Source organism: Arthrobacter sp. S39 (assembly GCF_004320525.1).
Lineage (GTDB): Bacteria > Actinomycetota > Actinomycetes > Actinomycetales > Micrococcaceae > Arthrobacter.
In genome coordinates this window covers 347465-371228 of record NZ_SIHX01000001.1, presented here as the reverse complement: position 1 = coordinate 371228, position 23764 = coordinate 347465, and the positions used below count along the sequence as shown (strand labels likewise).

Genomic DNA, 23764 nt, shown 5'->3' with positions numbered 1-23764 from the left:
GGAGTCGCCAGGATCACGTCCAATGTCCTTCAGCAAGGATACTTCGTATGGTGCGCGGCCAGCACCATACGAGCTGCCCCGCTCCTAGATGCTCCGCTTAAGCCCGACGTGGGCAGTCCGATATCCGAGCCGGGTGTAGAAGGCCCGAGCCCCTTCCCGTGCTTCGTCGGTGGTCACCTGTGCCAGTTGAGCCCCACGCGTGCGCCCAAAATTGTGTGCCCACTCAAGCATCGCGGCGCCCAAGCCCTGTGAACGTTCCGAGGCCGCAACCCGCAGCCCTTCGATCTGTAGCCGGGAAGAACCACCCCGGGAAAGACCTGGAATGACGGTCAGCTGCATCGTGGCGACGATGCGGTCTGCACCGTTGCGGACAACCCCGAGATAGTTGGAACTGTCGCGAACAACCATGTTGTACGCCGCCTCGTATCGTTCGAGCTCGACGCACTCACGATCGGGACCGAACTGATCATCAGACAGCAGCGCGGCGATGGCCTCAACATCGTCGCGACCCGCCCTTTCCAGCCTGTAGGTCCGGCCCGCCACGCGCAGCAGTCCCCGGACCGAGGACCGCGCCTCTGCCTGCAAACGGGCCACCAGCAGATCAAGCCATCCGCCGACGTTGGCTCGAGCCTCAACGGTGTCGGGATAACGGCATCTCAGGTGCAGCCCGGACTCGTCCAGAATGAACCACAGCATGACGCCGTCGGTGTCGATCGTCGCGCTCACATACTGCGCTTCGAGTCCGACGGAGTCGATTCGCACCGGCAGTCTGCGCAGGTCCAGCCAGGAGATCGCGAACATGCCAGGAGCCACGGGCATGCCGCCCCATGGAGCGAGCACGTCCGCGAGCGGCCACGAGCCAAGCTGGACGGCTTCCTTTACCGCGGCCGCCGCCGAGTGCGGCTCGGCGACGGCCGATTCCAGTACCGAATTGGTGATGAACCAGCCGACTGAGTCATGCCAGTTGTCGTCGAAGCGGCTGTGCACGGGAAAAACTGCCCGCAGCGGGGTTCCCGCCAACTCGCGCGTTACCGCGGTCATTGCAACAACAGCGAGTGCGAGCGTCGACACACCGTCGTTGCGGGCCTGCACAGCAAATGAGGCGGCGTCGTCGAGACCGAAGACATCGCGCACTTCCACTCGCTCGTGCTGCGGATCGGGCGGACCCAGGGGCAGCGGGAATTGCGGCATGACACCGCCGCTGTCCCTGATGATGTCTTCCCATCGGTGACGCACATGGTCCGGCGCCGCATTCCGATCCAGCAGCGCCTGCGTGTGTTCAACAAATGCCGGCGCCGGGCCGGGCAACGGTTCACGGTCCGTGCTCCCAGCATCCAGCGCCGACAGCAGGTCGCGCGCGATCACCAGCATCGACCACATGTCGACGTGGGCGTGGTCGGCCGCAATCACGACGGTCAGTCCGGCCGCAGTCTCCAGAACGCACAGCCGATGTGAGGGCTGCGCGTATGGCGAACATGCCGCATCGAGAATGTCCCGCACCGCATCGTTGACGGCCTGACCAGGGGATATCTGATGCTCAACCCAAGTTCCCGGTGCAATCTCAATTTCGTGCAGTTCCGGAGAGCCGTCCGCACCGGGACTGAATGCCGTTCGCAGCGTGCCGTGACGGGCTACCACAGCCAGCCAGGCATCGGCAATTGACTCACGACGCGTTGGTGTAGGCAACCGAAAGGACAACGCCATCCAGGAGCCGGGGCGGTCGCCTGCCCCCACATGGAGCCGCTGGTCAAAGGACAACGGAAGGCGGCGTTCGAGCGCAGACACACTGACGTCGTAGCCCCAAAGTCGTCCGAACGGTAGGCGCAGGTGCTTGACGTTGGTCAGCCGCATGGCAGCATCCTATAGCCCCCAGGTAGCCTGAAGACTCCACGCGACCGCCCATGGTGACGCAGTCAGTCACGAAACGAGGAGCCTGATGCCCACTTTCGAGGTTCCCGGAGCCGAACTTGAGGTTGCTTTGAGCGACGAAGGAGGACACCCGGTTGTCCAACTGCACGGCCTGACCTCAAGCCGCGCACGCGACCGGGTGCTCAGCCTGGACCTCGGTCGAGGGCTCAGCGGAACCCGGCTGCTGCGTTACGACGCACGTGGCCATGGCCGGTCAACGGGTCGGATGGTCCCCGAAGACTATCAATGGCAAAGACTCGCCGAGGACCTCCTGCGGCTGCTCGACCACTGGTTCCCAGGGGAACGTATCCACGGAGTTGGCCCCTCAATGGGTGCCGGCACGCTCCTGCACGCGGCTTCCCGCGAGCCGGACCGCTTTACCGGGCTCACGCTTATGGTCCCGCCCACCGCGTGGGAAACCCGGCCTGCACAGGCTGCGAACTACCGGGCCGGCGCGGCACTTATCGAATCTGTTGGTGTCGAGGCATTCCTCGCCACCTCGCGCGAGGCAACACCGCCTCCGGCCACACGTGGTGCGCCGGAGACGGTGCCCGACGTGGCCGACGCCCTTCTACCGTCCTTGCTTCGAGGCGCGGCACTCAGCGATCTGCCAACTCCTGGGGCCATCGCTCGAATCGACGTACCAACGACGATCCTGGCGTGGGTCGAAGATTCGGGCCACCCGCTGTCGACCGCAGAATCCCTTGCCGCATTGCTCCCGCAGGCAACGCTGACCGTGGCCCGCACCCCAGGAGATGTCGAAACCTGGCCCAGTCTCCTGAGCCAGGATGTCGCCCGTCGGGGCTAACCGTGAATTAACAAGCCGATGGCGCACAACATGCTGCTGAGCGCCACCGGCCACTGCGGAGCTTATTTACACGTTAAAGCGGAACTCCACCACGTCGGCGCAGTTACGCCCCTTACGGGCGCCACCAGGATCATCGCTACCCGATCAGGTAGACCATGCCGCGCCCCTTATCGGCGAGATTCGCGGCGAAGACCCGTGCCCGTCGAAGATAGCCAACGGCATACTCGACGTCGAGGTCCCGATCGACATACGGCGAAACCGGCAACCGCAGCCTCACCTCCCCGTCAGAGACATCGTCCAAGTCCTGAGCAATCACCAAAACCTCGGACGGTGTCAGGGCCCGTAGCCACGGCTCCCAACCTTCACCATGCATCGTCACGTTGCCTTCGAACATTCGAAAAGCGGGTCGCGCCGCCATGCCCGCCCGCAATGGGGCAGTGAGAACCTGCAGATGCCGCCACGCCTTGTCCAGGTAGAGCATGTCGCGCCCAGATATCAATTGCCCGAAGGTGGTACCACTGGTTCCGGCACCAGGTTCAAGGCCCCAAGCATCAGCAAGCGGATCGACCGACACGACGCTCTTCGGGGCGGAAAGCACCTGTTCAGTGACGTCGCCGTCGAATGCATATGCGTAATATCTGATTCCCATTCACCAAGTATTGCCAAGGGGCAAGCTGCGCAGGACAGCCGCGTTGCGTTATGTGGATAACTCGCGAATGGACTTAACTGGCTCGCTGTTTGAGACCTGACGAATGCAGGGTTGGGGCCCCCTCGCTTGCCTGCGCGTGACTACACGGGCTGGCCCGGGGACGCCCTCCGCATCGAAAGCAGTTGGGTGCGACCAATCTGCATGGCTATGACCAGCCGCACCGATCTGTTCACGCGACCTTGAGAGGCGTGATGGCCGCGATCTGCTCGGCCGCACGATCTGCGGCAAGGTCGAGATCGTAATGCGTCTGCAGGTTGAGCCAGAACTGAGCCGACGTTCCAAAATACTTGCCGAGACGTAGTGCAGTGTCGGCTGTGATCGCACGCTTGCCATGCACTATCTCATTGATTCGGCGCGGCGGCACATGGATCGCCACGGAGAGCTTGTTCTGCGTGATGCCAAAACCCTCAATGAAATCCTCCATGAGAACTTCACCTGGGTGAATCGGCGCAAGATAATCAATGGCAGTCAACGATCTCCACCTCCTCTGGTCCAGCGTCCGTCCACCTAAAGCAGATCCGCCACTGGTCGTTGATCCTGATGCTGTATTGACCAGCCCGGTCACCTTTCAGCCCTTCGAGCCGGTTCCCCGGCGGAACGCGGAGATCCTCGATCGACTCCGCGGACCCCACCTGGCGAAGCTTGCGGAGGGCGGACCGAAGGATCCGTGAATCCATCGAAGCCACCTGCTCACGACGCCACAGTCGTTCGGTGTCCTTGCTCCCGAACAACCTGATCATGGCATCAGGATATAACGCATAGCGTTAATAACGCTAGACGTTAAACCTGAATTCCACGACGTCGCCGTCGGCCATCACATATTCCTTGCCTTCAATGCGCACCTTGCCGCGGGACTTGGCCTCGGCCATGGATCCGGCCTCGATCAGGTCGTTGAAGGACACCACTTCGGCTTTGATGAAGCCACGCTGGAAGTCCGTGTGGATGACGCCCGCCGCCTGCGGGGCCGTGTCTCCCTGATGGATGGTCCACGCACGTGTTTCCTTGGGACCGGCCGTGAGGTAGGTCTGCAGGCCCAGCGTGTGGAATCCCACCCGGGCGAGCTGGTCCAGGCCGGACTCGTCCTGGCCGTTCATTTCCAGCATTTCCCGGGCTTCTTCCTCGTCCAGTTCCACGAGGTCGGACTCGAGCTTCGCATCGAGGAAGACGGAGTCCGCGGGGGCCACCATGGCCCTCAGCTCTTCCTGCTTTTCCGGGCTGCCCAGGATGCCTTCGTCCGCGTTGAAGACGTAGATGAACGGCTTGGCCGTCAGGAGGCTGAGCTCCTTGAGGTGTTCCATTTCCAGCTTGTCGCTCTTAATGGATGCGAAGATCGTGTCGCCGCGTTCCAGGACCGCCTGCGCAGCCTTGATGGCTGCCAGCTCGGCAGCTTCCCGCTTCTTGATCTTGACTTCTTTTTCGATCCGGGGAATGGCATTTTCGATCGTCTGCAGGTCAGCCAGGATCAGCTCGGTATTGATGGTCTCCATATCCGAGCGGGGATCCACCTTGCCGTCCACGTGGATGACATCGGGGTCATCAAACACCCGGACCACCTGGGCAATGGCCTCGGCCTCACGGATGTTGGCAAGGAACTTGTTGCCCAGGCCTTCACCCTCCGACGCGCCCTTCACGATTCCGGCGATGTCCACGAAGGACACCGGCGCGGGCAGCAGGCGCTGCGAGCCGAAGATCTCCGCGAGTTGCTTCAGCCGTGGATCCGGCAGGTTCACGACGCCAACATTGGGCTCGATCGTGGCGAACGGATAGTTCGCTGCGAGCACCTGGTTGCGGGTCAGTGCGTTGAAGAGAGTTGATTTGCCGACGTTGGGCAGTCCGACGATGCCAATAGTAAGAGCCACGAGCATTGATTCTACCCGCAGCAGGCCGCGAACCTTCCCGCGGCCGTCAATGGAGGGCCTGCTGCACCGTACGGACATCGTGCCCGACGGATTGGCGCTGGCCTAAATTGTCACAGGGGCATGCCAAAGTGAGGATATGGATGCTTTCGCCCTGATTCTTGCCCTGTTGATGCTTCTGGTTGGCGCTTTTGCCGGTGCCGCCGCTACCTACTTTTCGTTCCGCCAACGCGCACACGCGCTTGAGGAGGATTTCGACGCCGTCTCGTCCCGTCTTTCCGAGGTCAGCGCCCAGTTCGCGGCCGCCGACGCCGAACGCCGCCTCCTCAGCATCCAGAACCGGGAGCTGGGCGACTCGCGCAGCCAGGACGGGAATGTGCTGCGTGCGCTCGCACCGGTAGCGGAAAAGCTGACTGCCGTGCAGCAGCAGGTGGCACTGCTGGAGCGCGACCGCCTCGAGCAGTACGGGCAGCTGGCACAACAGCTCCAGGAAGCCCGCCTGTCCGACGCCCAGCTGATCCGCTCCACACACGCCCTGGAGTCTGCCCTTCGCTCCAACAGCGCCCGGGGGCAGTGGGGCGAGGTGCAGCTGCGCCGCGTGGTGGAGGCATCCGGGATGCTCAAGCACGTGGATTTCCTGGAGCAGGTCCACAGTTCCGGAACGGACTCCACGGTCCGACCCGACCTCGTGGTCCAGCTGCCCGGGGAAAAGCAGCTGGTGGTGGACGCCAAGGTGCCGTTGTCCTCCTACCTCGCCGCCCAGGAGCTTGGTTCCGGATCAGGCACGGAACACAACAACCATGCGGAGAACTCCCAGCAGGCCCTGCTGGCCGCCCACGCAAAAGCCCTGCGCGCCCATGTGGACGCCCTCAGCAATAAGAAGTACTGGGACATTCCCGGGAACACCCCCGAGCTGGTGATCTGTTTCCTGCCGGCTGAATCGATCCTGGCGGCGGCGCTCATGGCGGACGCGACCCTCCTGGACCATGCCTTGTCCAGGAATGTGGTCCTGGCATCGCCGAGCACCCTGCTTGCTGTGCTGAAATCCGTGGCATTCACCTGGCGCCAGGATGTGCTGACGGACAGCGCCCGCGAACTGTTCGAGCTCGCCCATCAGCTGTACGAACGGATGGGAACCCTTGGCGAGAACGTGGGCAAGCTGGGATCGTCGCTGAAGTCCTCAGTGGACCGCTACAACTCCATGATCGGAACGCTTGAGGCCCGGATCCTGCCGACAGCCCGAAAGCTCAACGCCATGGACGGATCCGGCCTTGTCACCCCGCCGGCCCTGGACGTGACGCCGCGTTCACTCGCGGCGCCGGAACTTCAGCAGGACGAGGCCGCGGCCTGACGCTGGCGGAACGGGTCAGTCGCGCGACCGGCGTCCGCCGAGCGCGCGGCTGACGTCGCCGGCTTCCTTGAGTGTTGCGCGGAGCTCCTTCGGCAAGGAGAAGAGCAGGTCTTCCTCGGCGGTGACAACTTCTTCGACGGAACCGTAGCCATAGTCGGCGAGCAGCCGCAGGACATCTTTGACCAGGACCTCGGGCACGGAGGCGCCGGAGGTGACGCCGACGGTGGCCACGCCTTCAAACCATGCCTCGTCCACTTCGTTGGCAAAGTCCACGCGGTAGGAGGCCTTGGCGCCGTACTCCAGGGCTACTTCCACGAGGCGGACCGAATTCGAGGAGTTGGCCGAACCCACCACGATGACCAGGTCTGCCTGGGGCGAGATCTTCTTGATGGCCACCTGCCGGTTGGTGGTGGCGTAGCAGATGTCGTCGCTGGGCGGATCCTGGAGGGTGGGGAACCGTTCCTTGAGAAGCCGGACGGTCTCCATGGTCTCGTCAACGCTCAGGGTGGTCTGGGACAGCCAGATGACCTTTTCGGGGTCGCGGACTGTTACTTTGTCCACTTCATGCGGGCCGTTGATGATCTGGATGTGCTCCGGGGCTTCGCCCGCGGTGCCCTCAACTTCCTCATGGCCGTCGTGGCCGATGAGGAGGATGTCGAAGTCGTCCTTGGCGAACCGGACGGCTTCCTTGTGGACCTTTGTCACCAGCGGGCAGGTGGCATCGATGGTGCGCAGTCCGCGGTCCTCTGCGGACTGGACCACGGCGGGCGATACACCGTGGGCGGAGAAAATGACCAGGGCACCTTCGGGCACCTCGTCGGTTTCGTCCACGAAGATGGCGCCCTGCTCCTCGAGCGAGCTCACCACGTGGACGTTATGCACGATCTGCTTACGCACGTACACCGGCGGGCCGTAGTGCTCCAAGGCCTTTTCGACCGCAATCACAGCCCTGTCCACACCGGCGCAATAGCCGCGGGGGGCGGCGAGCAGGACCTTCTTGGGACCTGTCACCGGTGCAGCGGCGGATACTTCCTCAGGAGAGCGCCGCCTTCGCGGTACGGTTGGCATCGAGAGGGAAACAGCAGAGGAAGTCATTTCTCCATGCTACCGGCTGACGGCCCGGCGCCCCCGCGAAGCGATCCCGATCACAAGGCCGGCCGCGAGAAGCACACCGCCGGCAACCGCGGCTGCGGCAGTCCAGGACTGGAAGCTGCCGGACGCCGCCGCGGCAAACGCGTCCTTGAACATGTCGGCAACCTCGTTGCCGCTGGCCGTCGCCACGACGGCATCCCGAGCCAGCTGCGAGCCGTAGGTCCACAGCGCGGCCAGAAGAAGCGCCCCAACGCCCGCGCTGAAAACCACGGTCCAGCGCCGGCGTGCGGCCACCAGGGCAAGCGCCAGGGCGATTCCGGCGCCGATCGCCAGGGAATAGCCCAGCGGCGCGTACGCGGACACCCGTTCGATCCATTGCCGGTGTTCCGGCTGTCCGACGTTGATCAGGGTCTGCTCCGGCGCTTCCAGCGGCAGGCCGGTCGTGCGTGCAAGCTCCTCCGTCGCGAGCGCCACCAGTGGCGCAACGTCCAGCGTGAGCGATGTGGAGGTCTCAGCGTAGGCCGGCGGCGACGCGGGGTCGGGAAAGCTCAGCCGATGGCTCTTCCTGAGCGTCTCCTCCCAGGCGGCCGGGTAACCCGGCAGTCCGGTCAGGGATCCGGCCGCCGCTTCGACCACCGGCCGGACGACGTCCGCCAGGGCATCCGGGACGGCGCCAGTGTCGATGGTTCCGACAGCTGCGGCCGCGAGCCGCTGCTGGAAGTCTGCGTCCTGGCCCAGCGGGCCCGACAGCGCTACGAAGCCGTCCTCCTGCACCACGTTGCGGTCAACCCAGATCGCGGGGACGGCGACGGCGGTCAGCAGGACGCCGATGATGAGGGCCACGGCTGAAACGAAGGTGCGCAAAGCAGGTCCTAACTGGTGGGAGGCTGAGGAGCCATCCTACGCATGAAGGCTGGACAGTGAATGTCCGCCTCCGGTGATAGTGCTTATGGATAAGGTTGATGACAGCCGCCATTCAACCACGAGCCACCATCTGCCTAGCAAAGGACCGCCATGCCGCCAGCCACAGCTTCCCGGGGCAGGGCGCATGCCTGAACAGGCTGCCCTGCCGGACACTGCTGCCAGCACGCTGCCTGCGACGGCCGCTGAAACCAGTCCGGACAATCCCTGGCCATTGCAGCTGCTGTCCCAGAAACTCAAGGCACACATCGACCGGACGCCGTCGGCGTGGGTCGAGGGCCAGGTCATCGAAATGAACCGCCGCGGCGGAAATGCATACCTGACCCTCCGCGATGTGGACGCGGAGGTTTCCCTTCCGGCCTCCGTCTGGACCAAAGTACTGGACCGCCAGAACATGCCGCTGGAGCGTGGATCCCGGGTGGTCGCCCTGCTCAAGCCGGAGTTCTGGCTGAAGACCGGCCGCCTCAACATGCAGGTCAGGGACATCAGGCCGGTGGGGCTTGGCGACTTGCTGGCGCGGATCGAACGCCTGCGGCAGGCCCTCGCAGCCGAGGGCCTGTTTGCCGACTCCCGCAAGAAGCCCCTGCCCCTGCTGCCCCACCGCATCGGCCTCATCACCGGGCGGGATTCCGACGCCAAGAAGGACGTCCTGCAGAATGCGGCACTTCGGTGGCCGGCAGTGGAATTTGAGGTCCGTGAGGTGGCCGTCCAGGGAAACACCGCCGTCTCCCAGATCGTCCGGGCACTGAAGGAGCTCGATTCCCGTCCGGACGTTGACGTTATTGTCATCGCCCGGGGCGGTGGCGCCCTGGAGGACCTGCTGCCGTTCAACAGCGAAGAGCTGATCCGGGCTGTCGCCGCCGCGGTGACACCCGTGGTCAGCGCCATCGGCCACGAAGCGGACCGGCCTCTGCTCGACGACGTCGCCGACCTGAGGGCTTCAACGCCAACGGATGCCGCAAAGCGGATCGTCCCGGACGTGGCGGAGGAACTGGCAGGCGTCCGCCAGGCCCGGGAGCAGCTCCGCCGCTGCATCAGCCGGCTCGTGGACCGGGAGACCGACCGCCTCCACGCCCTGCAGTCCCGCCCGGTCCTGTCGGCGCCGGAAACCATGGTGACCGGCCGCGCCGAGGAGATCGAGCGCCTGCTGCGCAGGTCGTCCGCCGCGGTCAGCTCACTGGTGGTGCGTGCCGCCGACCAGCTGGTCCACCTGCAGGCCCAGGTGCGGGCACTTTCACCGCAAAAAACGCTCGACCGCGGCTACGCGGTGGTGGAACTTGCCTACGGCCGGCCCGCCCGGGCAACAGAAGCCGCGGGCCATGCCGTCGTCCGTGACCCGTCGGAGGCGCCGTCCGGAACCGCGCTGTCGGTGCGGGTCGCCCACGGCCTCTTTGGGGCCACATCCACAGGGGAACTTCAACAAGGAGAAGCACATGCCCGAGACAAAGCCTGATCCGGAAATTGACGCGCTGAGCTACGAGGAAGCCCGCGAGCAGCTCATCGGCGTAGTGGGCAAGCTGGAAGCCGGAGGGGCGAGCCTGGAGGAGTCGCTGGCCCTCTGGGAACGCGGCGAAGCCCTGGCCAAACGCTGCGAGGAGTGGCTCGAAGGCGCCCGGAAGCGCCTGGCGGCTTCCCGGGACCAGCCCCTCTAAACGCCCCGAACAACCTTTCGGCTCAGGACCTGTCCACGAGCTCCCGTTCGATGGGCACATCAAACTGGGCCTTCGGCCATTCCAGCCTCAGGTCAGTCAGGGCTCCCATCACGAGCTGCTGCACGGCGATCCTGGCAAACCATTTCTTGTTGGCCGGGACCACGTGCCACGGGGCCGCTTCGGTATTGGTTTGGTCGAATGCAGCCTGGTAGGCGTCCATGTAGTCGTTCCAGAACGCCCGTTCCTTAAGGTCACCGCTGCTGTATTTCCAGTGCTTGCCGGGGTTGTCCAGCCGGGCAAGGAGCCGGGCCTTCTGTTCGGCCTTGCTGATGTTCAGCATTACCTTGAGGATTTTGGTGCCGGCGTCAGTCTGGCGTGCCTCGAATTCGTTGATGGCACGGTACCGGCGCTTGATCTCCTCGGGCGTCGCCCAGTTGTGGACCCGGTGGATCAGGACGTCTTCATAATGGGACCGGTCGAAGATTCCCACCATGCCCGCGGCGGGCACGGCTTTCTCGATCCTCCACAGGAAGTCGTAGGACTTCTCCTCCTCGGTGGGTGCTTTGAAGGCCTTGAACTGGACCCCCTGCGGATCCATCGGGGCCATGACATGGTTGACGATACCGCCCTTGCCCGCCGTGTCCATGGCCTGCAGGATAAGGAGCAGCCGTTTTTTCCCACCGAAACGTGACTCTGCGAAAAGTTTCTCCTGCAGCTCAGCCAGGGCACCGTCCAGTTCCGCCAGGATGTTTTGGCCGTCCGTCTTGTTGCCCGAATAGCCGGGCGTGGCCTCTGGGTCCGCGTCGGCGAGGGAAAAACCGCTTCCGATTCTCAGCGTTTCAGATGGGTGCTGATCGAACTCAACCAAGCCGGCCATGGGGATCCTTTGTCCGCAGTTCACGCGCGGGATGGGCGCGTGAGGACAGGCTAGTTCCCCTGGTACCTGCTTAGGAAGTCCCCCATGCGTCCCACGGCTTCCTCGATGTCCTTGACGTTGGGCAGCGTGACCATCCGGAAGTGGTCCGGGCGCACCCAGTTGAAGGCACGGCCGTGGGAAACCAGGATTTTCTGCTCCCGCAGCAGGTCCAGCACGAATTTCTCGTCATCGCGGATGTGGTAGACCTCGGGGTCCAGCCGGGGGAAGAGGTAGAGCGCGCCCCTGGCCTGCTGCGTGCTGACTCCGGGGATGGCGTTCAGCATGTCGTAGGCCTTGTTGCGCTGTTCCAGCAGCCTTCCGCCGGGAAGGATGAGGTCGTTGATGCTCTGGTATCCGCCCAACGCTGTCTGGATGGCGTGCTGGGCGGGCACGTTGGCGCACAGGCGCATGTTGGCCAGCAGGTTGATGCCCTCCAGGTAATCGGCGGCTTCCTTTTTGGGTCCGGAAATGGCCATCCAGCCCGCGCGGTAGCCGCAGACACGGTAGGCCTTGGAGAGCCCGCTGAAGGTGAGGCAGAGGACGTCGTCGCCGGTCAGCCCGGCCAGGTTCACGTGGACGGCATCCTCGTAGAGGATCTTTTCGTAGATTTCATCGGCGAAAAGGACCAGCCCGTGTTTCTCGGCCAGGGCCACGATCTTCTTGAGCGTCTCTTCGGGGTATACGGCGCCTGTGGGATTGTTCGGGTTGATCACCACGATGCCCTTGGTGCGGGGCGTGATCTTGGCTTCCATGTCTTCAAGGTCGGGCTGCCAGCCGGACTCCTCGTCGCAGAGGTAGTGCACGGGCTTGCCGCCGGCCAAGGCCACGGAAGCCGTCCACAGCGGGTAGTCCGGCGTGGGAATGAGGACCTCATCGCCGTCGTCCAGCAACGCCATGAGCGACATGGTGATGAGCTCGCTGACGCCGTTGCCGAGGTAGATGTCGTCAACATGGATGTTCTGGATGCCGCGCGTTTGGTAGTACTGCGACACGGCGGTGCGGGCCGAGAAGATGCCGCGGGAGTCGCTGTACCCCTGGGCATGCGGCAGGTGGCGGATCATGTCCACCAGGATGGCGTCCGGGGCTTCAAATCCAAACGGCGCGGGGTTTCCGATGTTCAGTTTGAGGATCCGGTGACCCTCCGCCTCCATCTGCTGGGCGGCCTGAAGAATCGGTCCACGGATGTCGTAAAGGACGTTGTGAAGCTTGGTGGACTGCCTGAATTCTGCCATCCATCAAATATGCCACAGGAAGGATGTACTTCCGTTGAGACCTCGCCCACACCCGCGGCGCACGTACGACGGCGGCTGCCGGACTCTCGTAAGTCCGGCAGCCGCCGTCGGGGTACTGCAGAGGCCAGCCGTTACTTGACGATGCCCTTGTCCTTGAGCCAGGCCGCCGCGGCGTCCTTGGCGTTCTGCTTCTGGCTGCCGCTGACCGCACGGTTGAGGTTGACCAGGTCATCGGTGGTCAGGACCCGGGAAACGGCGTTGAGGGCTTCCTTGGCCTTGTCGGTCATCTTTGCCTTGTTGTACAGCGGCAGGACCTGCTGGGCCTTGAAGTTGTTCTTCGGATCCGCCAGCACCACAAGGTCGTTGTCCGCGATGGACGGGGTGGTGGTGTAGATGTCCGCCACCTGGACGTCATCGGTCAGCAGGGCCTGCAGCGTCAGGTTGCCGCCGCCGTCGCTGAAGGGCTTCAGCGCTTTAAGTTCACACCCGTAGTTCGCCTTGAGCCCCGGGAAGCCGTAGGCACGGGTTTCAAACGTTGCCGGCGCCGCCATGGTCAGGTCCTTGCATACCTTGGCCAGGTCCTCGATGGACTTCAGCTGGTACTTCTCGGCCGTGGCTTTGGTGACCACCATGGCGTCCTTGGACTCAGCCTTTGCTGCTTCCAGGACTGCCAGTCCCTCGGGAAGCTTCCCTGGCAGGGCCTTGTAGATGTCGTCGGCCGAGACCTCTGCGGCCTCCGGGTCCACGTGCGAGAGCAGGTTGCCGGAGTAGTCCGGGACCAGATCCACGGAACCGTCCTGCACGGCCTTGAAGTAGATCTCGCGGGAGCCGATATTCGGCTTGGTGCTGGCCGTGACGCCGGCTGCCGTCAGCGCGCCGGCGTAGATCTCGGCCACGATCTGGCTTTCCGGGAAGTCCGCCGATCCCACCACCAGCGGGCCGCCGGTTGAACCGCCGGTTCCGGTGGTGCTGGGCGTCGACAGCGGGTCGCCGCCGCCACAGGCGGAAAGAGCGACGGCGATGCCGACGCCCGCCGCCAGGCCGGCGAGGCCCCGGCGGGTAACGGTTGTCCGGGCGGTTTTCTTCATGGGGTGCCTCCTTGAACAGCGGCTGCCGCAGGCGCGGCAGCTGTGAGATCGGCGGTGGCCTTGTGGCCGCCGTGGGGATCGGTGGACAGGCCGGGCGACAGAAGCATTCTCTGCACCCCGGCGAGGATAAGGTCGACGGCGATGGCCAGGCCCGCGATGAGCAGCGAACCGGCGAGCATCCGGGGGAAATCCTGCAGGACCAGGCCGTCAAAAAGATACCGGCCGAGGCCGCCGAGCGGCAGGTACGCCACAACGGACACCGTGGCGATGACCTGGAGCACGGCCGTCCGGATGCCGCCGAACATCACCTGCAAACCGTTGGGTACTTCCACCCGGAACAGGATCTGCAGTTCGGTCATCCCCATGGCCCGGGCAGCATCCACCACCGTCCGGTCAACGCTGGAGATTCCGGCATAGGTTCCCGCGAGCAGCGGCGGAACGGTGAGGATCACCAGGGCCCACACCGGTGGCATCAGGCTGCTGCCCGCGAGCAAGGCGAACAGGACCAGCAAACCCAGGGTGGGCAGCGCACGGAGGGCACCGGCCACGGCAACGGCAACCACCCGGCCGCGGCCGGTGTGCCCGATGTACAGCCCCGCGGGGACGGCGATGGCTGACGCGATCAGGAGCACCAGGCCGCTGTATTGGAGATGCTCCAGCAAGCGCATGCCGATGCCGGAGCTTCCGGACCAGTGTGCGGGGTCGGTGAGCCAGGCGAACGTGTCAAGGAAGATGTTGCTCATCCGGCCGCCCCTGCAATCCCGGGCAGGCCTGCCGCGTCCATCCGCTCCGCATCCGCCGCCGGCGATTTTGCCGCCCGCGTCCACGGCGTCAGCAGCCGCTCCAGAAGCACCAGCACCGCGTCCATCAGCAGGGCAAGCACCAGGATGGCAACAATGCCCACCACGACTTCCGTGACGAAGGTCCGCTGCAGGCCGTCCGTAAACAGCATGCCCAGGTTGCCCACTCCGAGGAGCGCGGCAACGCTGACGAGGGAGATGTTGCTGACGGAGACCACCCGGAGCCCGGCGAACATCACGGGCAGGGAGAGCGGCAGGTCGATCTGGAAGAAGCGCAGCCACGGCTTGTAGCCCATGGCCACCGCAGCCTGGCGCAGGTTTTCGTCCACGGAGTCAAAAGCATCGAGTGCGGCCCGCACCAGCAGGGCCACCGCGTACAGGGTGAGGGCAACAATGACGTTCACCGGATCGAGGATCCGCGTCCCGAGGAGGGGAGGCAGGATGATAAACAAGGCCAGCGACGGGATGGTGTACAGCAGCGAACTTGCGGTCACAACGACAGACCGCAGTGTGGAATTCATCCGGGCGAGCTGGGCCAGCGGGATGGAAATGACCAGCCCGAGGACCATCGGGATGAGTGCAAGCACCAGGTGCTGGCCGGCCCGTTCCAGGACCATGCCGCTGTTTGCCAGGAACCAGTCCATCAGAGTGCAGCCTGCCGGACCTGGCGGGCTTCCTCAATGACGGCAAGGACTTCGTGGGCCCTGATGGTGCCCAGGACGCGGCCCTCCCGGTCAACGGCCACGCCTTGGCCCGACGGCGACGAGAGCGCCGCGTCCAAGGCCCGGCGGAGGGTCTCTCCGGGGCGGAACAGGGAACCGCCGGGAATGAGTTCGGTGTCCGTTCCCGGGCTCGCCCAGCCCAGGGGACGCATTCCGGCGTCCACCACCAGCTGCCAGCCGGACACGGCGTCGGGATCCCCGGCGAAGCCTGAGTCTCCCCGGACGAGCGTGGGCACCGGGTGGATGGTCACGCCGTCGGACGCGGTGAATCCCAGGTGCCGGAACCCCCGGTCCCGGCCGACGAAAGCCGCAACGAAGTCATTGGCCGGCGCGCGCAGGATCTCCTCCGGCGTGGCGTACTGCGCCAGCTTGCCGCCCACGGCAAACACCGCCACCTTGTCCCCCAGGACCGTGGCTTCGTCAATATCGTGGGTAACAAAAACGATGGTCTTGGCGAGGTCCTTCTGCAGCCGCAGGAGTTCCTGCTGGAGCTCGTCCCGCACCACTGGATCCACGGCACTGAACGGCTCGTCCATCAGGAGCACGGGCGGGTCGGCTGCGAGCGCGCGGGCCACGCCGACGCGCTGCTGCTGCCCGCCGGACAGCTGGGAGGGGTAGCGCCTTCCGAGGGTGGACGCCAGGCCGACGACGTCGAGCAGCTCTTCAGCGCGTTTGCGCGCCTCAGCCTTGGAGACGCCGTTGAGGCGGGGAACGGTGGCGATATTGTCCAGCACTGAACGGTGCGGCATGAGCCCGGAAGACTGCATCACATAGCCCATGGAGCGCCGGAGCTCCGCCGCGGGAACGGACGTGACGTCCTTGCCATCCACGGTGATGACACCGGACGTGGGCTCGACCATGCGGTTGATCATCCGCAGCGACGTGGTTTTCCCGCAGCCGGACGGGCCCACGAAGACAGTGATCGCGCCCCTGTCGATGGACATGGTCAGCTGGTCCACGGCCGGGTGCCCGCCCTGATACTGCTTGGTGACGCTGTGGAACTCAATCATGGCCTGGTCCATTGCGGGACTTACCTGTTCTGTTGGACGGCATCGGAGTGTGGATCAACCCGATCAATAAGCATACTGATAATCACGGCAACCCTCATCCGACCCCAGCTTAACCAGTGGCGCACCAAAAGTGGGCGAAGGAAGCCCTACTGTAATCATTCGGAGACCTCGACTGCGCGGATGGGCCGCCTAGAGTTGGACTGTGACCAATCTCGAAGTGACTCCCGAGCAGGAAATTTGTCCCCCGGCGGCCCCCGAGGAGAGCTCGGGCCCGTGCCTGCAGCTCTGGCCGGAACGGGAAGTTCCGCTGGGCGGAGTGCGTGCCATGAATGTCCGGCGCACCCTGCCCCAGCGGGGACTGCCGACCATAGGGGCCTGGTGCTTCCTGGACAGCTTCGGCCCCGACCGCACCGCCATGTCGGTGCTCCCCCACCCGCACATCGGGCTGCAGACCGTGACGTGGCCGCTGGCCGGGAATATCCGGCACCGGGACAGTGTGGGCAGCGACGTCGTGGTCCGCCCCGGCGAGCTGAACATCATGACGGCGGGACGGGGCGTATCCCACTCGGAGTTCGCTGTTCTTCCGTCGCCGCTGCCAGCCTCTGAGGGCGGCGGGCAGCTGCCGCTGCAGCGTGGCCTTCAGCTCTGGGTGGCGCTCCCGGACAGCCAGCGGCACCGGGAGCCTGCCTTCGAGCAGCACCGCGAACTTCCCACCGTGACGGGTGAAAATTTCACGGCCACGGTAATGGTGGGGGAATTTGCCGGCGCAACGTCGCCGGCAACCATGTACTCCCCCATTGTCGGTGCAGACATCTCGTGCGCGGGTCCAGTCGTCCTGCCCCTCAACCAACACTTCGAACATGCCGTCCTGGTGCTCGACGGCGGGCTGGTGGTGGACGGGCAGGAGATTCCGCCGGGGCCCCTGGGCTACCTGGGCGTGGGCCGCTCAGTGCTGGCTGTGCAGGCCCTCCCGGACACACGCTTCGTGATCATCGGCGGTGAACCGTTCCAGGAGGAACTGCTGATGTGGTGGAACTTCGTGGCCCGCACCCATGAGGAAGTGGAGGAAGCCCGCGAGGCGTGGCAGGCCCAGGACGGTTTAGCCGACGCGGAAGCCCGGGGCTCCCGTTACGGACTGGTCGAAGGGCATGGCCCGGAGGCGGGCGCTGAAGCCGGCCGCATCCCGGCGCCCCTGCTGCCCACCGTCAGGCTGACGCCGCGGAAACGGAGCACACGCCCCTGACCGGCCGGTCCACCAGGCTTTAGTCCTGCTCGGAGACCAGCTGCAGGACACCAAACACCGGTTCCTGGTCCAGTACCCGCACGTCGGTGATGCCTGCGGCGGCCAGGTGCTTGCGGAAGGCATCCTGGAGCGGGACCACGTTCATGCCGAGGCCGCCACCCAGGATGACGGGACCAGCAATGCCGAGCTTTCCGAGTGCCTGCGCGGCCAGGCCGGCAAGGTCGCTGCCGGCCCGGTCCAAGAGCTCCAGGCTCGCGGGGTGGCCGGCGGCGGCCGTCTCCACCACGGGACGGGCCTGCTGGGCCCAGAAGCGCCGGCCGGTGTCAGGGGAATGGAACAGGGAGATCAGCCGGTTGGGGTCATCCACGCCGCAGGATGCAAGGAGCGCCGCCGTCAGCCTGTCGACGGGCAGGCCCTGGTTCATCCGGCGCAGGCTGTAGCGGACCGCTTCGCGCCCCAGCCAGTAGCCGCTGCCTTCATCACCGAGGAGATAGCCCCAGCCGCCGGCCCGGGCCTCGTCTCCGTCGGCGTTCCTGCCCCACGCGGCGGAACCCGTTCCGGCAATCACCGCAACGCCGGTACTGGCGCGTCCGGCCGCCAGGAGCAGGCGCGAGTCATGGACCACTGTGATCCTGGCTCCGGGAACGTGGGGTTCGATCAGCGCCGCGAGCGCTGCGGCGTCATCGTCCGTGTCGATGCCGCCGGCGCCGGCATAGACCTGGGACACCTGGCCCCCGCCGATCCGTGCAAACAGGTCAGCCAGGTTGAGGGCCGCGTCTTCACGGCTGACGTTCTGGACGTTGGAGCTGCCGGCTGACTCATCCGCGACTGCCTTCCCGTCCTCGAAGCGCACGCCGCGGGTCTTGGTGCCCCCGATGTCCAGTCCGATGATGACTCCCGACAGCGGGCCAGGCCTCGCGGTGCCGTGTGCTTCGGTAGGTGCAGTGTTGGGGTTTTCGCTGTAAGTCACGTCACCCAGCCTACTGAGCCTGACGCTGGAAGCCCGTGCCGCCGTCGCCATATTTCACGCGCCGCCGGACCGGGACCTGACCAGGCCTGCCAGCAACTGGGGGCCTTCCTGGAGCACCATCTCGCGGAAAAGCCGGACTGCGTCGGATTCCGCATCGGGGCCAGGCTTCCGAACCCGCCATGCCAGCCCGATTTCACGGGATGCCAGGTCCGACTCGATTGCGACTTCAACCCAGCCGAGGTTGCCTGTCTCCGGGCTGACGTCACGCCCCGGGCCATTGCCGCCAGGCGGAAGGATGCTCACGCCGAGCCCGGCCGAGACCAGCCCCCGCACTGTATGCGAATCCTGGCTTTCAAAGGCGATGCGCGGCCGGAAACCCGCTTCGCGGAATAGTGCATCTGTCAGGGACCTCAGACCGTAACCGGACCCCATTGCCACAAAGGGATCGCTCCTGATCTCCTGGATCCGGGCGCTGCGCCGGGAGGCCAGCGGATGGGCGTGATGGACCACCAGCCGCAGCGGTTCACGGTAAAGGGCAGCCGACGAGACTGTGCGGCCCGCCGGTGCCACCGGAGCTGTGAGGGCAAGGTCAGCCGCGCCGGATGCGAGTTCCGCGAGGCAGCTGTCCCGGGCACCCTGGCTGAACGTGAAGCCGGCTTCCGGATGCCTGCTGCGGAAGGCGCTGATGAGCAGCGGCAACGTCGCCTCACCGAAGGTGTGCTGGAACGAGATGGAAATCCTTCCCCGGACCACATCCGATTCGTGCCTGACCAGGTCCAGCCCGGCCTGGAACTCAGACAAAGCCGCCTCGATGAACGGCAGCAGGGTCCGGGCGGCGGAGGTCAGCCGGACTCCCCTGCCGTCCCGGATCAGGAGTTCGGTTCCGACGGCGGCGCTGGCGCGGCTGAGCGCACGGCTCACGGTGGACTGCGGCACACCCAGCAGCTCCGCCGTTTCGGTCACGTGCTGCGTCCGTCCCAGCTCCGCGAGCAAAGGCAGCAACGGAAGCAACTGTGCGAGCTGTTTATGGTCAGCGTCCATGGAGCCGCCCTTCGAGGTCCGTTTATCGTTCCATATTTGATATGAAATTTCATCTAAACATGCATTGGAAGCATATATTCCCTTGGGTCTAGGGTGGAGAAATGGGCACATATCCGCGGACGGCAGGCAATGACGCGTCGAATCCCAAAGCGTGGGATGGCCACCCGAAGGGGTCTGCTGCGTACGGAAAGGTGCTGGCCGGCCTGGCCTTTGCCGGCGTCGCCACCTTTGCCCAGCTCTATTCCACCCAGGCGGTGTTGCCCATCATGGCAACGGACCTGCAGATTACGGCCGCCGAAGCCGCCCTGACCATTTCGCTGGCCACCGTCGGACTGGCGGTCACCGTCATCCCATGGTCTTTCCTGGCGGACAGGATCGGACGGGTCAAAGCCATGGCCATGGGGATCACGGCGGCCACGGTCCTCGGCCTGCTGGTGCCGCTGGCCGACAGCTTCGGGATGCTCCTGGGACTGCGGCTGCTCGAGGGCATGGCGCTGGGAGGGATCCCCGCGATCGCCATTGCGTACCTGAACGAGGAAGTAAACAAGGCACATGCTGCCCTGGCGGCCGGCAGCTACGTCGCGGGAACCACCCTGGGCGGCCTCGCCGGGCGGCTTGTTGCCGGACCCGTCGGCGAATTGTGGGGCTGGCGGGCGGCCGCACTTGCCGTTTCCCTGCTGGCCACCCTCGCAGCGGTACTTTTCCTGCTGCTCGTCCCCAAGGCCCGGGGATTCACACCAGCCAAAGCGGCGGGATTGCGGGGTGCGTGGAAGACCCTCGCCGGGCATATCCGCAACCGAAGGCTGTTGGCTCTGTATGTCCAGGCCTTCCTGCTGATGGGCGGCTTTGTGGCGGTGTACAACTACCTCGGCTTCCGCCTGGCCGGTGCGCCCTTCACCCTGCCGGCCACACTGATCAGCCTGATCTTCCTCGCATACCTGTCCGGAACGTTCTCCTCACGCTGGGCAGCGGCGCTGACACTGAGGTTCGGGCGTCGGAACGTCCTGCTGGCCGGGGTCATCCTGATGGTGGCCGGGCTGGCCCTGACCCTGACGGAGATGCTGGCCATCATCCTGCTGGGCCTCGTCGTCTTCACTGGAGGGTTCTTCGCCGCCCACAGCATCGGCGCAGGCTGGACGGGCAGCATCGCTTCCACGGGCCGGGCACAGGCGGCTTCGCTGTACAACCTGTCCTACTACCTGGGCTCCAGCGTCATCGGCTGGGCCGGCGGACTGGTGTTCCAGTCCTGGGGCTGGCCGGCGCTGGCCGGGACCGTGATGGTCCTGGCCTGCCTCACGGCGGTGACTGTCGCCGTCGCCCATCCCTGGCGCGAAACCCGCGCAACCACCGCGCCGGAGGCCGGGCGGCCGGAAGCTGCCGCCGCCTAGGAGCGAACTATCCGCTGCCCATGGCCTGATCTCCTGGCGAATATTCGGACAGACGGACCGGGACGGGGGTGAACGGCCGGAATCTGGCGTCTAGGATGAACTCAGAACACTTTGAGGAGATCCCATGAGCAGTAACGCCAAGAACGTCCGGCCGGGGCACACCGAACCCCTGGATGCCATCGACGAGCGGCTGCTCGCAGCCCTGGTGGACGACGCCCGGATCTCGAACAAGCAGCTGGCCGAACTCGTGGGCATCGCCCCCTCGACGGCCCTGATGCGCACCCGGGCACTCTCCGAACGCGGCATCGTCCAGGGCTTTGAAGCCAAACTCAGCCTGTCCGCCATCGGACGCTCTGTCCAGGCTCTGGTGGCCGTCCGGCTCAGGGCCCATGACAGGGACCAGATCGACCGCTTCACCGCACGGGTTCCGCACCTGCCGGCTGTGCTCTCCACGTTCCACACCTCAGGCTCCGTGGACTACCTCCTGCACATCGCCGTGGCCAGCACAGAGGACCTGCGCGACTGGGTGCTGGACAATTTGGCGACGGACCCCGTGGTGGGCCACACGGAGACAACCCTGGTCTTCGACCACATCCAGGGAAACCACGGGCCGCTGCCCGAATAGGCCTGCCTTATTGCTGCTGGCGGCGGGCGCCCGGCTGCATCGCTGAACGCATGGTGACTCCCGCGAGCACCATGGCAGCCGCGCTGCACAGCACCACAAACCCGGCGACGGACGCCTGCAGCCCGAACACCGCCGTCGCCCATCCCAGTCCCAGGACGGGCACCGCGCTGCCAAGGTACGTGATCACGTACACCGTGCTGATGATCCGGGCGTGGTGGGACGGCTCCACCTTTCCGGCGACGTCGTTGAAGACAGTGCGGAACGCCACCCCCTGGCCCAGCCCGGCACAGATGCTGGCCAGCACCAGCAACAGCGGACTGTTCCACGCCGCGGAGGCAGCCAGCAGCAGCACCGAAATGCCGAGGACGGCCAGCCCTGCCGGCACCGCATAGCGGCCACGTACGCTGAGCAGCTGGCTCAGGGCAGATGCGCCCAGAGTGATGCCCGCCAGGGCGCCGATGACGGGGCGCGACTCTGCGTGCACGATCTGGGCAAAATAGCCCGGCGCCAGGGACAGGCAGAAGCCAAAGACGGAAAAGCTGAGGAAGCCGACGGCGGCCGCGAGCCAAAAGGCACCCCTCGCCTCGGTGGACACGGACGGCCGGCGCGGCGCCAGCGCCTTGAATGGCCTGGCAGGGTCCGCGGGCATCATTGCAGGCCGCGCCTGGAGCAGGTAGAGGGGCACGAGCAGGCAGGCAAGTACCGCGGAGTGCACGTAGTACGGCGCCGTCGTCGGCCCGGGCAGCATCGACAGGACGCCGCCAATGACCGGGCCTGCCGCCACACCCCCGGCAGAGGCCAGGAGCGTAAAGCGCGAGGCCCATTCGGGGCGGGAGGGCAGCAGTTCACGCAGGGCGGCCGCACTCGCGCCGGTGGCGAGGGCCACGGCGACGCCCTGCAGGGCGCGTCCGGCGGAAAGTGCCGCCAGCCCCTCCGCCTGGGCGAAAATCCAGCCGCCAGCGAGCCCCACCACCACGGCAAGGATCAGGGCAGCCCGCCGGCCGATATGGTCCGACCAGTGCCCCGCGAGTATGAGCGTGGATACGAGGGCGAGGACGTAACTTGCGAACGCGACGGTGATCCCGAACGTCGAGAGGCCCAGGTTTTCCTGCAGCAGCGGGTACAGGGGCGTTGCCAGGTTGGCGCCCACCAGCAGCGTGAAGATGACGGTTCCCGCCATCACCAGCCGTGCAGTGGTGGAGGCGTCCCACCCCGCACGCCCGGCGGTGGCGGGCCGCATGCGGAGTTCACTGAAGACAGTCATTCGCGTGCCTTTGCTTCGACCGGCACCGGGTGTCCTTGTGGGATCCGGCGCCGGGGTAAAAATGGATAAGTACAGATTGCAGCACTTCTGCCCTATCGGTCCGCTGTTCATGAAAGAATTGATCAAAATCATCAAGTCCCGGCCGCAGTCATGGCAGAAAGTGACAGTTTGAATAACCTGGACCCCACCGACCTGAAGATCCTGCTGGAACTGATCCGCGATCCCCGCGTGCAGATCGGCGAACTGAGCGACACGCTGGGCATTGCCCGCAACACGGCACAGTCGCGCATCAGGCGCCTGCTCCGCACCGGCGTCCTGCACGACGGCGGGCGGGAGATCGACCTCGAAGCGGTGGGCTACGACGTCGTTGCCTTCGTCACGATCGAGGTGACGCACCGGGAACTCGATGGTGTGGTGGGGGCGCTGCGGCTCCTCCCCCAGGTCCTGGAAGTCCACGAAATCTCAGGCCGCGGAGACGTCTGGTGCCGCGTGGTGGCCACCGACACGCATAACCTGCAGGCTGCCCTCCGCCAGATCCTGAGGATCAAGGGCGTCATCCGCACCGAAACCGTGCTGGCCCTCCACACGCACATCCCGTACCGGACCGAACCCCTGATCAGCAGGCTCGCCCAGGGCGGACCGGCCCAGTCAACACGGGCTGTCCGGGCGTCCAGCGCCTCCCGCGGGCAGCCAACCGACTAGGCTTTCGAGCATGGATTGGCTCTCATATATCTCGCAGATCAATTGGCTGGCCGTGCTGCTTGCCTTCGTTGCAAGCATGGTCATCGGCTTCGTCTGGTACCTGCCCGCCGTGCTGGGCAACCGGTGGATGGCCGCCATTGGCAAGACGGAAGAGGACCTGAAGAACATCAGCGGCGGCGCCGGCATCTGGGTTCCCATGATGGTGGCCGCGGCCCTGACCGCCATCCTGCTGGCTGTCCTGATCAGCAAACTGGGCCTGGACAATGCGCTGGCCGGAGGCTTCTTTGCCTTTGTCCTCGCCCTGGTGTTCCGCGCCGGCGGCCATATGATCCACAATGGCTTCGCCGGCCGTCCCGTGGCAGTCACCCTGATCGACTCCGGCCACGATCTGCTGGCAATGACCGTTGCCGGCGCGATCATCGGAGCCATGTCCTGAATCCCCGGCACCCTTCCGTACAGACAGGCC

At 65.4% G+C, this 23764-nt stretch carries 25 protein-coding genes; 9 read left to right on the top strand and 16 right to left on the bottom strand.

The features are described 5' to 3' along the window. Positions 1–84: 84 nt before the first annotated feature. Entirely contained in the window at positions 85–1851 is a 1767-nt protein-coding gene (locus tag EYS21_RS01795; protein WP_131131412.1) for a GNAT family N-acetyltransferase, read from the bottom strand. 85 nt (positions 1852–1936) lie between these two features. On the opposite strand from EYS21_RS01795, the gene EYS21_RS01790 reads away from it, so the two are divergent. After that, positions 1937–2716 carry an alpha/beta fold hydrolase gene (locus EYS21_RS01790; protein ID WP_131131411.1) on the top strand — a complete coding sequence of 260 codons (780 nt, stop codon included), beginning with the start codon at positions 1937–1939 and terminating at the stop codon, positions 2714–2716. 136 nt (positions 2717–2852) lie between these two features. Here the strand turns inward: EYS21_RS01790 and EYS21_RS01785 are convergent, their stop codons facing one another. The 4 genes from EYS21_RS01785 to ychF all read right to left on the bottom strand — a co-directional run bounded on the left by EYS21_RS01785 (position 2853) and on the right by ychF (position 5284). Then, the gene (locus tag EYS21_RS01785) at positions 2853–3365 is read right to left on the bottom strand and encodes a DUF1877 domain-containing protein (RefSeq protein ID WP_131131410.1); all 513 of its coding nucleotides are present in this window, start codon (positions 3363–3365) and stop codon (positions 2853–2855) included. Between the two features lie 229 nt (positions 3366–3594). Then, positions 3595–3897, bottom strand: a complete 303-nt coding sequence (locus EYS21_RS01780; protein WP_131131409.1) for a HigA family addiction module antitoxin — start codon at positions 3895–3897, stop codon at positions 3595–3597. Then, the gene (locus tag EYS21_RS01775; RefSeq protein ID WP_131131408.1) at positions 3884–4165 is read right to left on the bottom strand and encodes a type II toxin-antitoxin system RelE/ParE family toxin; all 282 of its coding nucleotides are present in this window, start codon (positions 4163–4165) and stop codon (positions 3884–3886) included. The genes EYS21_RS01780 and EYS21_RS01775 overlap by 14 nt, the downstream gene beginning before the upstream one ends. A 33-nt stretch (positions 4166–4198) precedes the next feature. Further along, the gene (gene ychF / locus EYS21_RS01770) at positions 4199–5284 is read right to left on the bottom strand and encodes a redox-regulated ATPase YchF (RefSeq protein WP_131131407.1); all 1086 of its coding nucleotides are present in this window, start codon (positions 5282–5284) and stop codon (positions 4199–4201) included. Positions 5285–5420: 136 nt separating this feature from the next. Between ychF and EYS21_RS01765 the strand changes: the two genes are divergently transcribed. Then, complete coding sequence (locus EYS21_RS01765; RefSeq protein WP_131131406.1) at positions 5421–6632, top strand: DNA recombination protein RmuC; 1212 nt, start codon at positions 5421–5423, stop codon at positions 6630–6632. Between the two features lie 15 nt (positions 6633–6647). Here the strand turns inward: EYS21_RS01765 and EYS21_RS01760 are convergent, their stop codons facing one another. Together EYS21_RS01760 and EYS21_RS01755 are read right to left on the bottom strand one after the other, a co-directional pair. Further along, positions 6648–7727 (bottom strand): 4-hydroxy-3-methylbut-2-enyl diphosphate reductase, encoded by a 1080-nt coding sequence (locus tag EYS21_RS01760; protein ID WP_131131405.1) that lies wholly within the window; start codon positions 7725–7727, stop codon positions 6648–6650. 9 nt (positions 7728–7736) lie between these two features. Continuing rightward, positions 7737–8588, bottom strand: a complete 852-nt coding sequence (locus EYS21_RS01755) for a hypothetical protein (RefSeq protein WP_131131404.1) — start codon at positions 8586–8588, stop codon at positions 7737–7739. 184 nt (positions 8589–8772) lie between these two features. On the opposite strand from EYS21_RS01755, the gene xseA reads away from it, so the two are divergent. Further along, complete coding sequence (gene xseA / locus EYS21_RS01750) at positions 8773–10098, top strand: exodeoxyribonuclease VII large subunit (protein WP_131131403.1); 1326 nt, start codon at positions 8773–8775, stop codon at positions 10096–10098. After that, positions 10079–10297 (top strand): exodeoxyribonuclease VII small subunit, encoded by a 219-nt coding sequence (locus EYS21_RS01745; RefSeq protein ID WP_131131402.1) that lies wholly within the window; start codon positions 10079–10081, stop codon positions 10295–10297. Before xseA ends, EYS21_RS01745 begins: the two co-directional genes overlap by 20 nt. A gap of 22 nt (positions 10298–10319) precedes the next feature. On the opposite strand, the gene EYS21_RS01740 is transcribed toward EYS21_RS01745, so the two are convergent. The 6 genes from EYS21_RS01740 to EYS21_RS01715 form a co-directional block, all read right to left on the bottom strand. After that, on the bottom strand, positions 10320–11174 hold the full coding sequence (locus tag EYS21_RS01740; RefSeq protein ID WP_131131401.1) for a polyphosphate kinase 2 family protein: 855 nt from the start codon (positions 11172–11174) through the stop codon (positions 10320–10322). A gap of 50 nt (positions 11175–11224) precedes the next feature. After that, entirely contained in the window at positions 11225–12445 is a 1221-nt protein-coding gene (locus EYS21_RS01735; protein WP_131131400.1) for a pyridoxal phosphate-dependent aminotransferase, read from the bottom strand. A 131-nt stretch (positions 12446–12576) separates the two neighbouring features. Beyond that, positions 12577–13533 carry an ABC transporter substrate-binding protein gene (locus tag EYS21_RS01730; protein WP_131131399.1) on the bottom strand — a complete coding sequence of 319 codons (957 nt, stop codon included), beginning with the start codon at positions 13531–13533 and terminating at the stop codon, positions 12577–12579. Further along, on the bottom strand, positions 13530–14276 hold the full coding sequence (locus tag EYS21_RS01725) for an ABC transporter permease (RefSeq protein WP_131131398.1): 747 nt from the start codon (positions 14274–14276) through the stop codon (positions 13530–13532). The genes EYS21_RS01730 and EYS21_RS01725 overlap by 4 nt, the downstream gene beginning before the upstream one ends. Then, complete coding sequence (locus tag EYS21_RS01720) at positions 14273–14977, bottom strand: ABC transporter permease (protein WP_131131397.1); 705 nt, start codon at positions 14975–14977, stop codon at positions 14273–14275. Before EYS21_RS01720 ends, EYS21_RS01725 begins: the two co-directional genes overlap by 4 nt. Further along, positions 14977–16077, bottom strand: a complete 1101-nt coding sequence (locus EYS21_RS01715) for an ATP-binding cassette domain-containing protein (RefSeq protein ID WP_131131396.1) — start codon at positions 16075–16077, stop codon at positions 14977–14979. Before EYS21_RS01715 ends, EYS21_RS01720 begins: the two co-directional genes overlap by 1 nt. A gap of 190 nt (positions 16078–16267) precedes the next feature. On the opposite strand from EYS21_RS01715, the gene EYS21_RS01710 reads away from it, so the two are divergent. Continuing rightward, entirely contained in the window at positions 16268–17308 is a 1041-nt protein-coding gene (locus tag EYS21_RS01710; protein ID WP_131131395.1) for a pirin family protein, read from the top strand. A gap of 19 nt (positions 17309–17327) precedes the next feature. Here the strand turns inward: EYS21_RS01710 and EYS21_RS01705 are convergent, their stop codons facing one another. Both EYS21_RS01705 and EYS21_RS01700 read right to left on the bottom strand, forming a co-directional pair. Continuing rightward, positions 17328–18200 (bottom strand): BadF/BadG/BcrA/BcrD ATPase family protein, encoded by an 873-nt coding sequence (locus tag EYS21_RS01705; protein ID WP_242633269.1) that lies wholly within the window; start codon positions 18198–18200, stop codon positions 17328–17330. A 132-nt stretch (positions 18201–18332) separates the two neighbouring features. Beyond that, on the bottom strand, positions 18333–19319 hold the full coding sequence (locus EYS21_RS01700; protein ID WP_131131393.1) for a LysR family transcriptional regulator: 987 nt from the start codon (positions 19317–19319) through the stop codon (positions 18333–18335). Between the two features lie 101 nt (positions 19320–19420). Here EYS21_RS01700 and EYS21_RS01695 point away from each other — a divergent pair, with 101 nt between their 5' ends. Further along, positions 19421–20707 carry an MFS transporter gene (locus EYS21_RS01695; protein WP_131131392.1) on the top strand — a complete coding sequence of 429 codons (1287 nt, stop codon included), beginning with the start codon at positions 19421–19423 and terminating at the stop codon, positions 20705–20707. A gap of 124 nt (positions 20708–20831) precedes the next feature. Beyond that, positions 20832–21332: an Lrp/AsnC family transcriptional regulator gene (locus EYS21_RS01690; RefSeq protein ID WP_131131391.1), complete on the top strand. Its 501-nt coding sequence runs from the start codon at positions 20832–20834 to the stop codon at positions 21330–21332. 7 nt (positions 21333–21339) lie between these two features. Here EYS21_RS01690 and EYS21_RS01685 read toward each other — a convergent pair whose 3' ends face one another. After that, entirely contained in the window at positions 21340–22596 is a 1257-nt protein-coding gene (locus EYS21_RS01685; protein ID WP_131131390.1) for an MFS transporter, read from the bottom strand. Between the two features lie 150 nt (positions 22597–22746). On the opposite strand from EYS21_RS01685, the gene EYS21_RS01680 reads away from it, so the two are divergent. After that, positions 22747–23298, top strand: coding sequence for an Lrp/AsnC family transcriptional regulator (locus EYS21_RS01680; protein ID WP_242633234.1), 552 nt, complete (start codon positions 22747–22749; stop codon positions 23296–23298). Positions 23299–23308: 10 nt separating this feature from the next. Beyond that, entirely contained in the window at positions 23309–23734 is a 426-nt protein-coding gene (locus EYS21_RS01675; protein ID WP_131131388.1) for a DUF1761 domain-containing protein, read from the top strand. Positions 23735–23764: the final 30 nt, after the last annotated feature.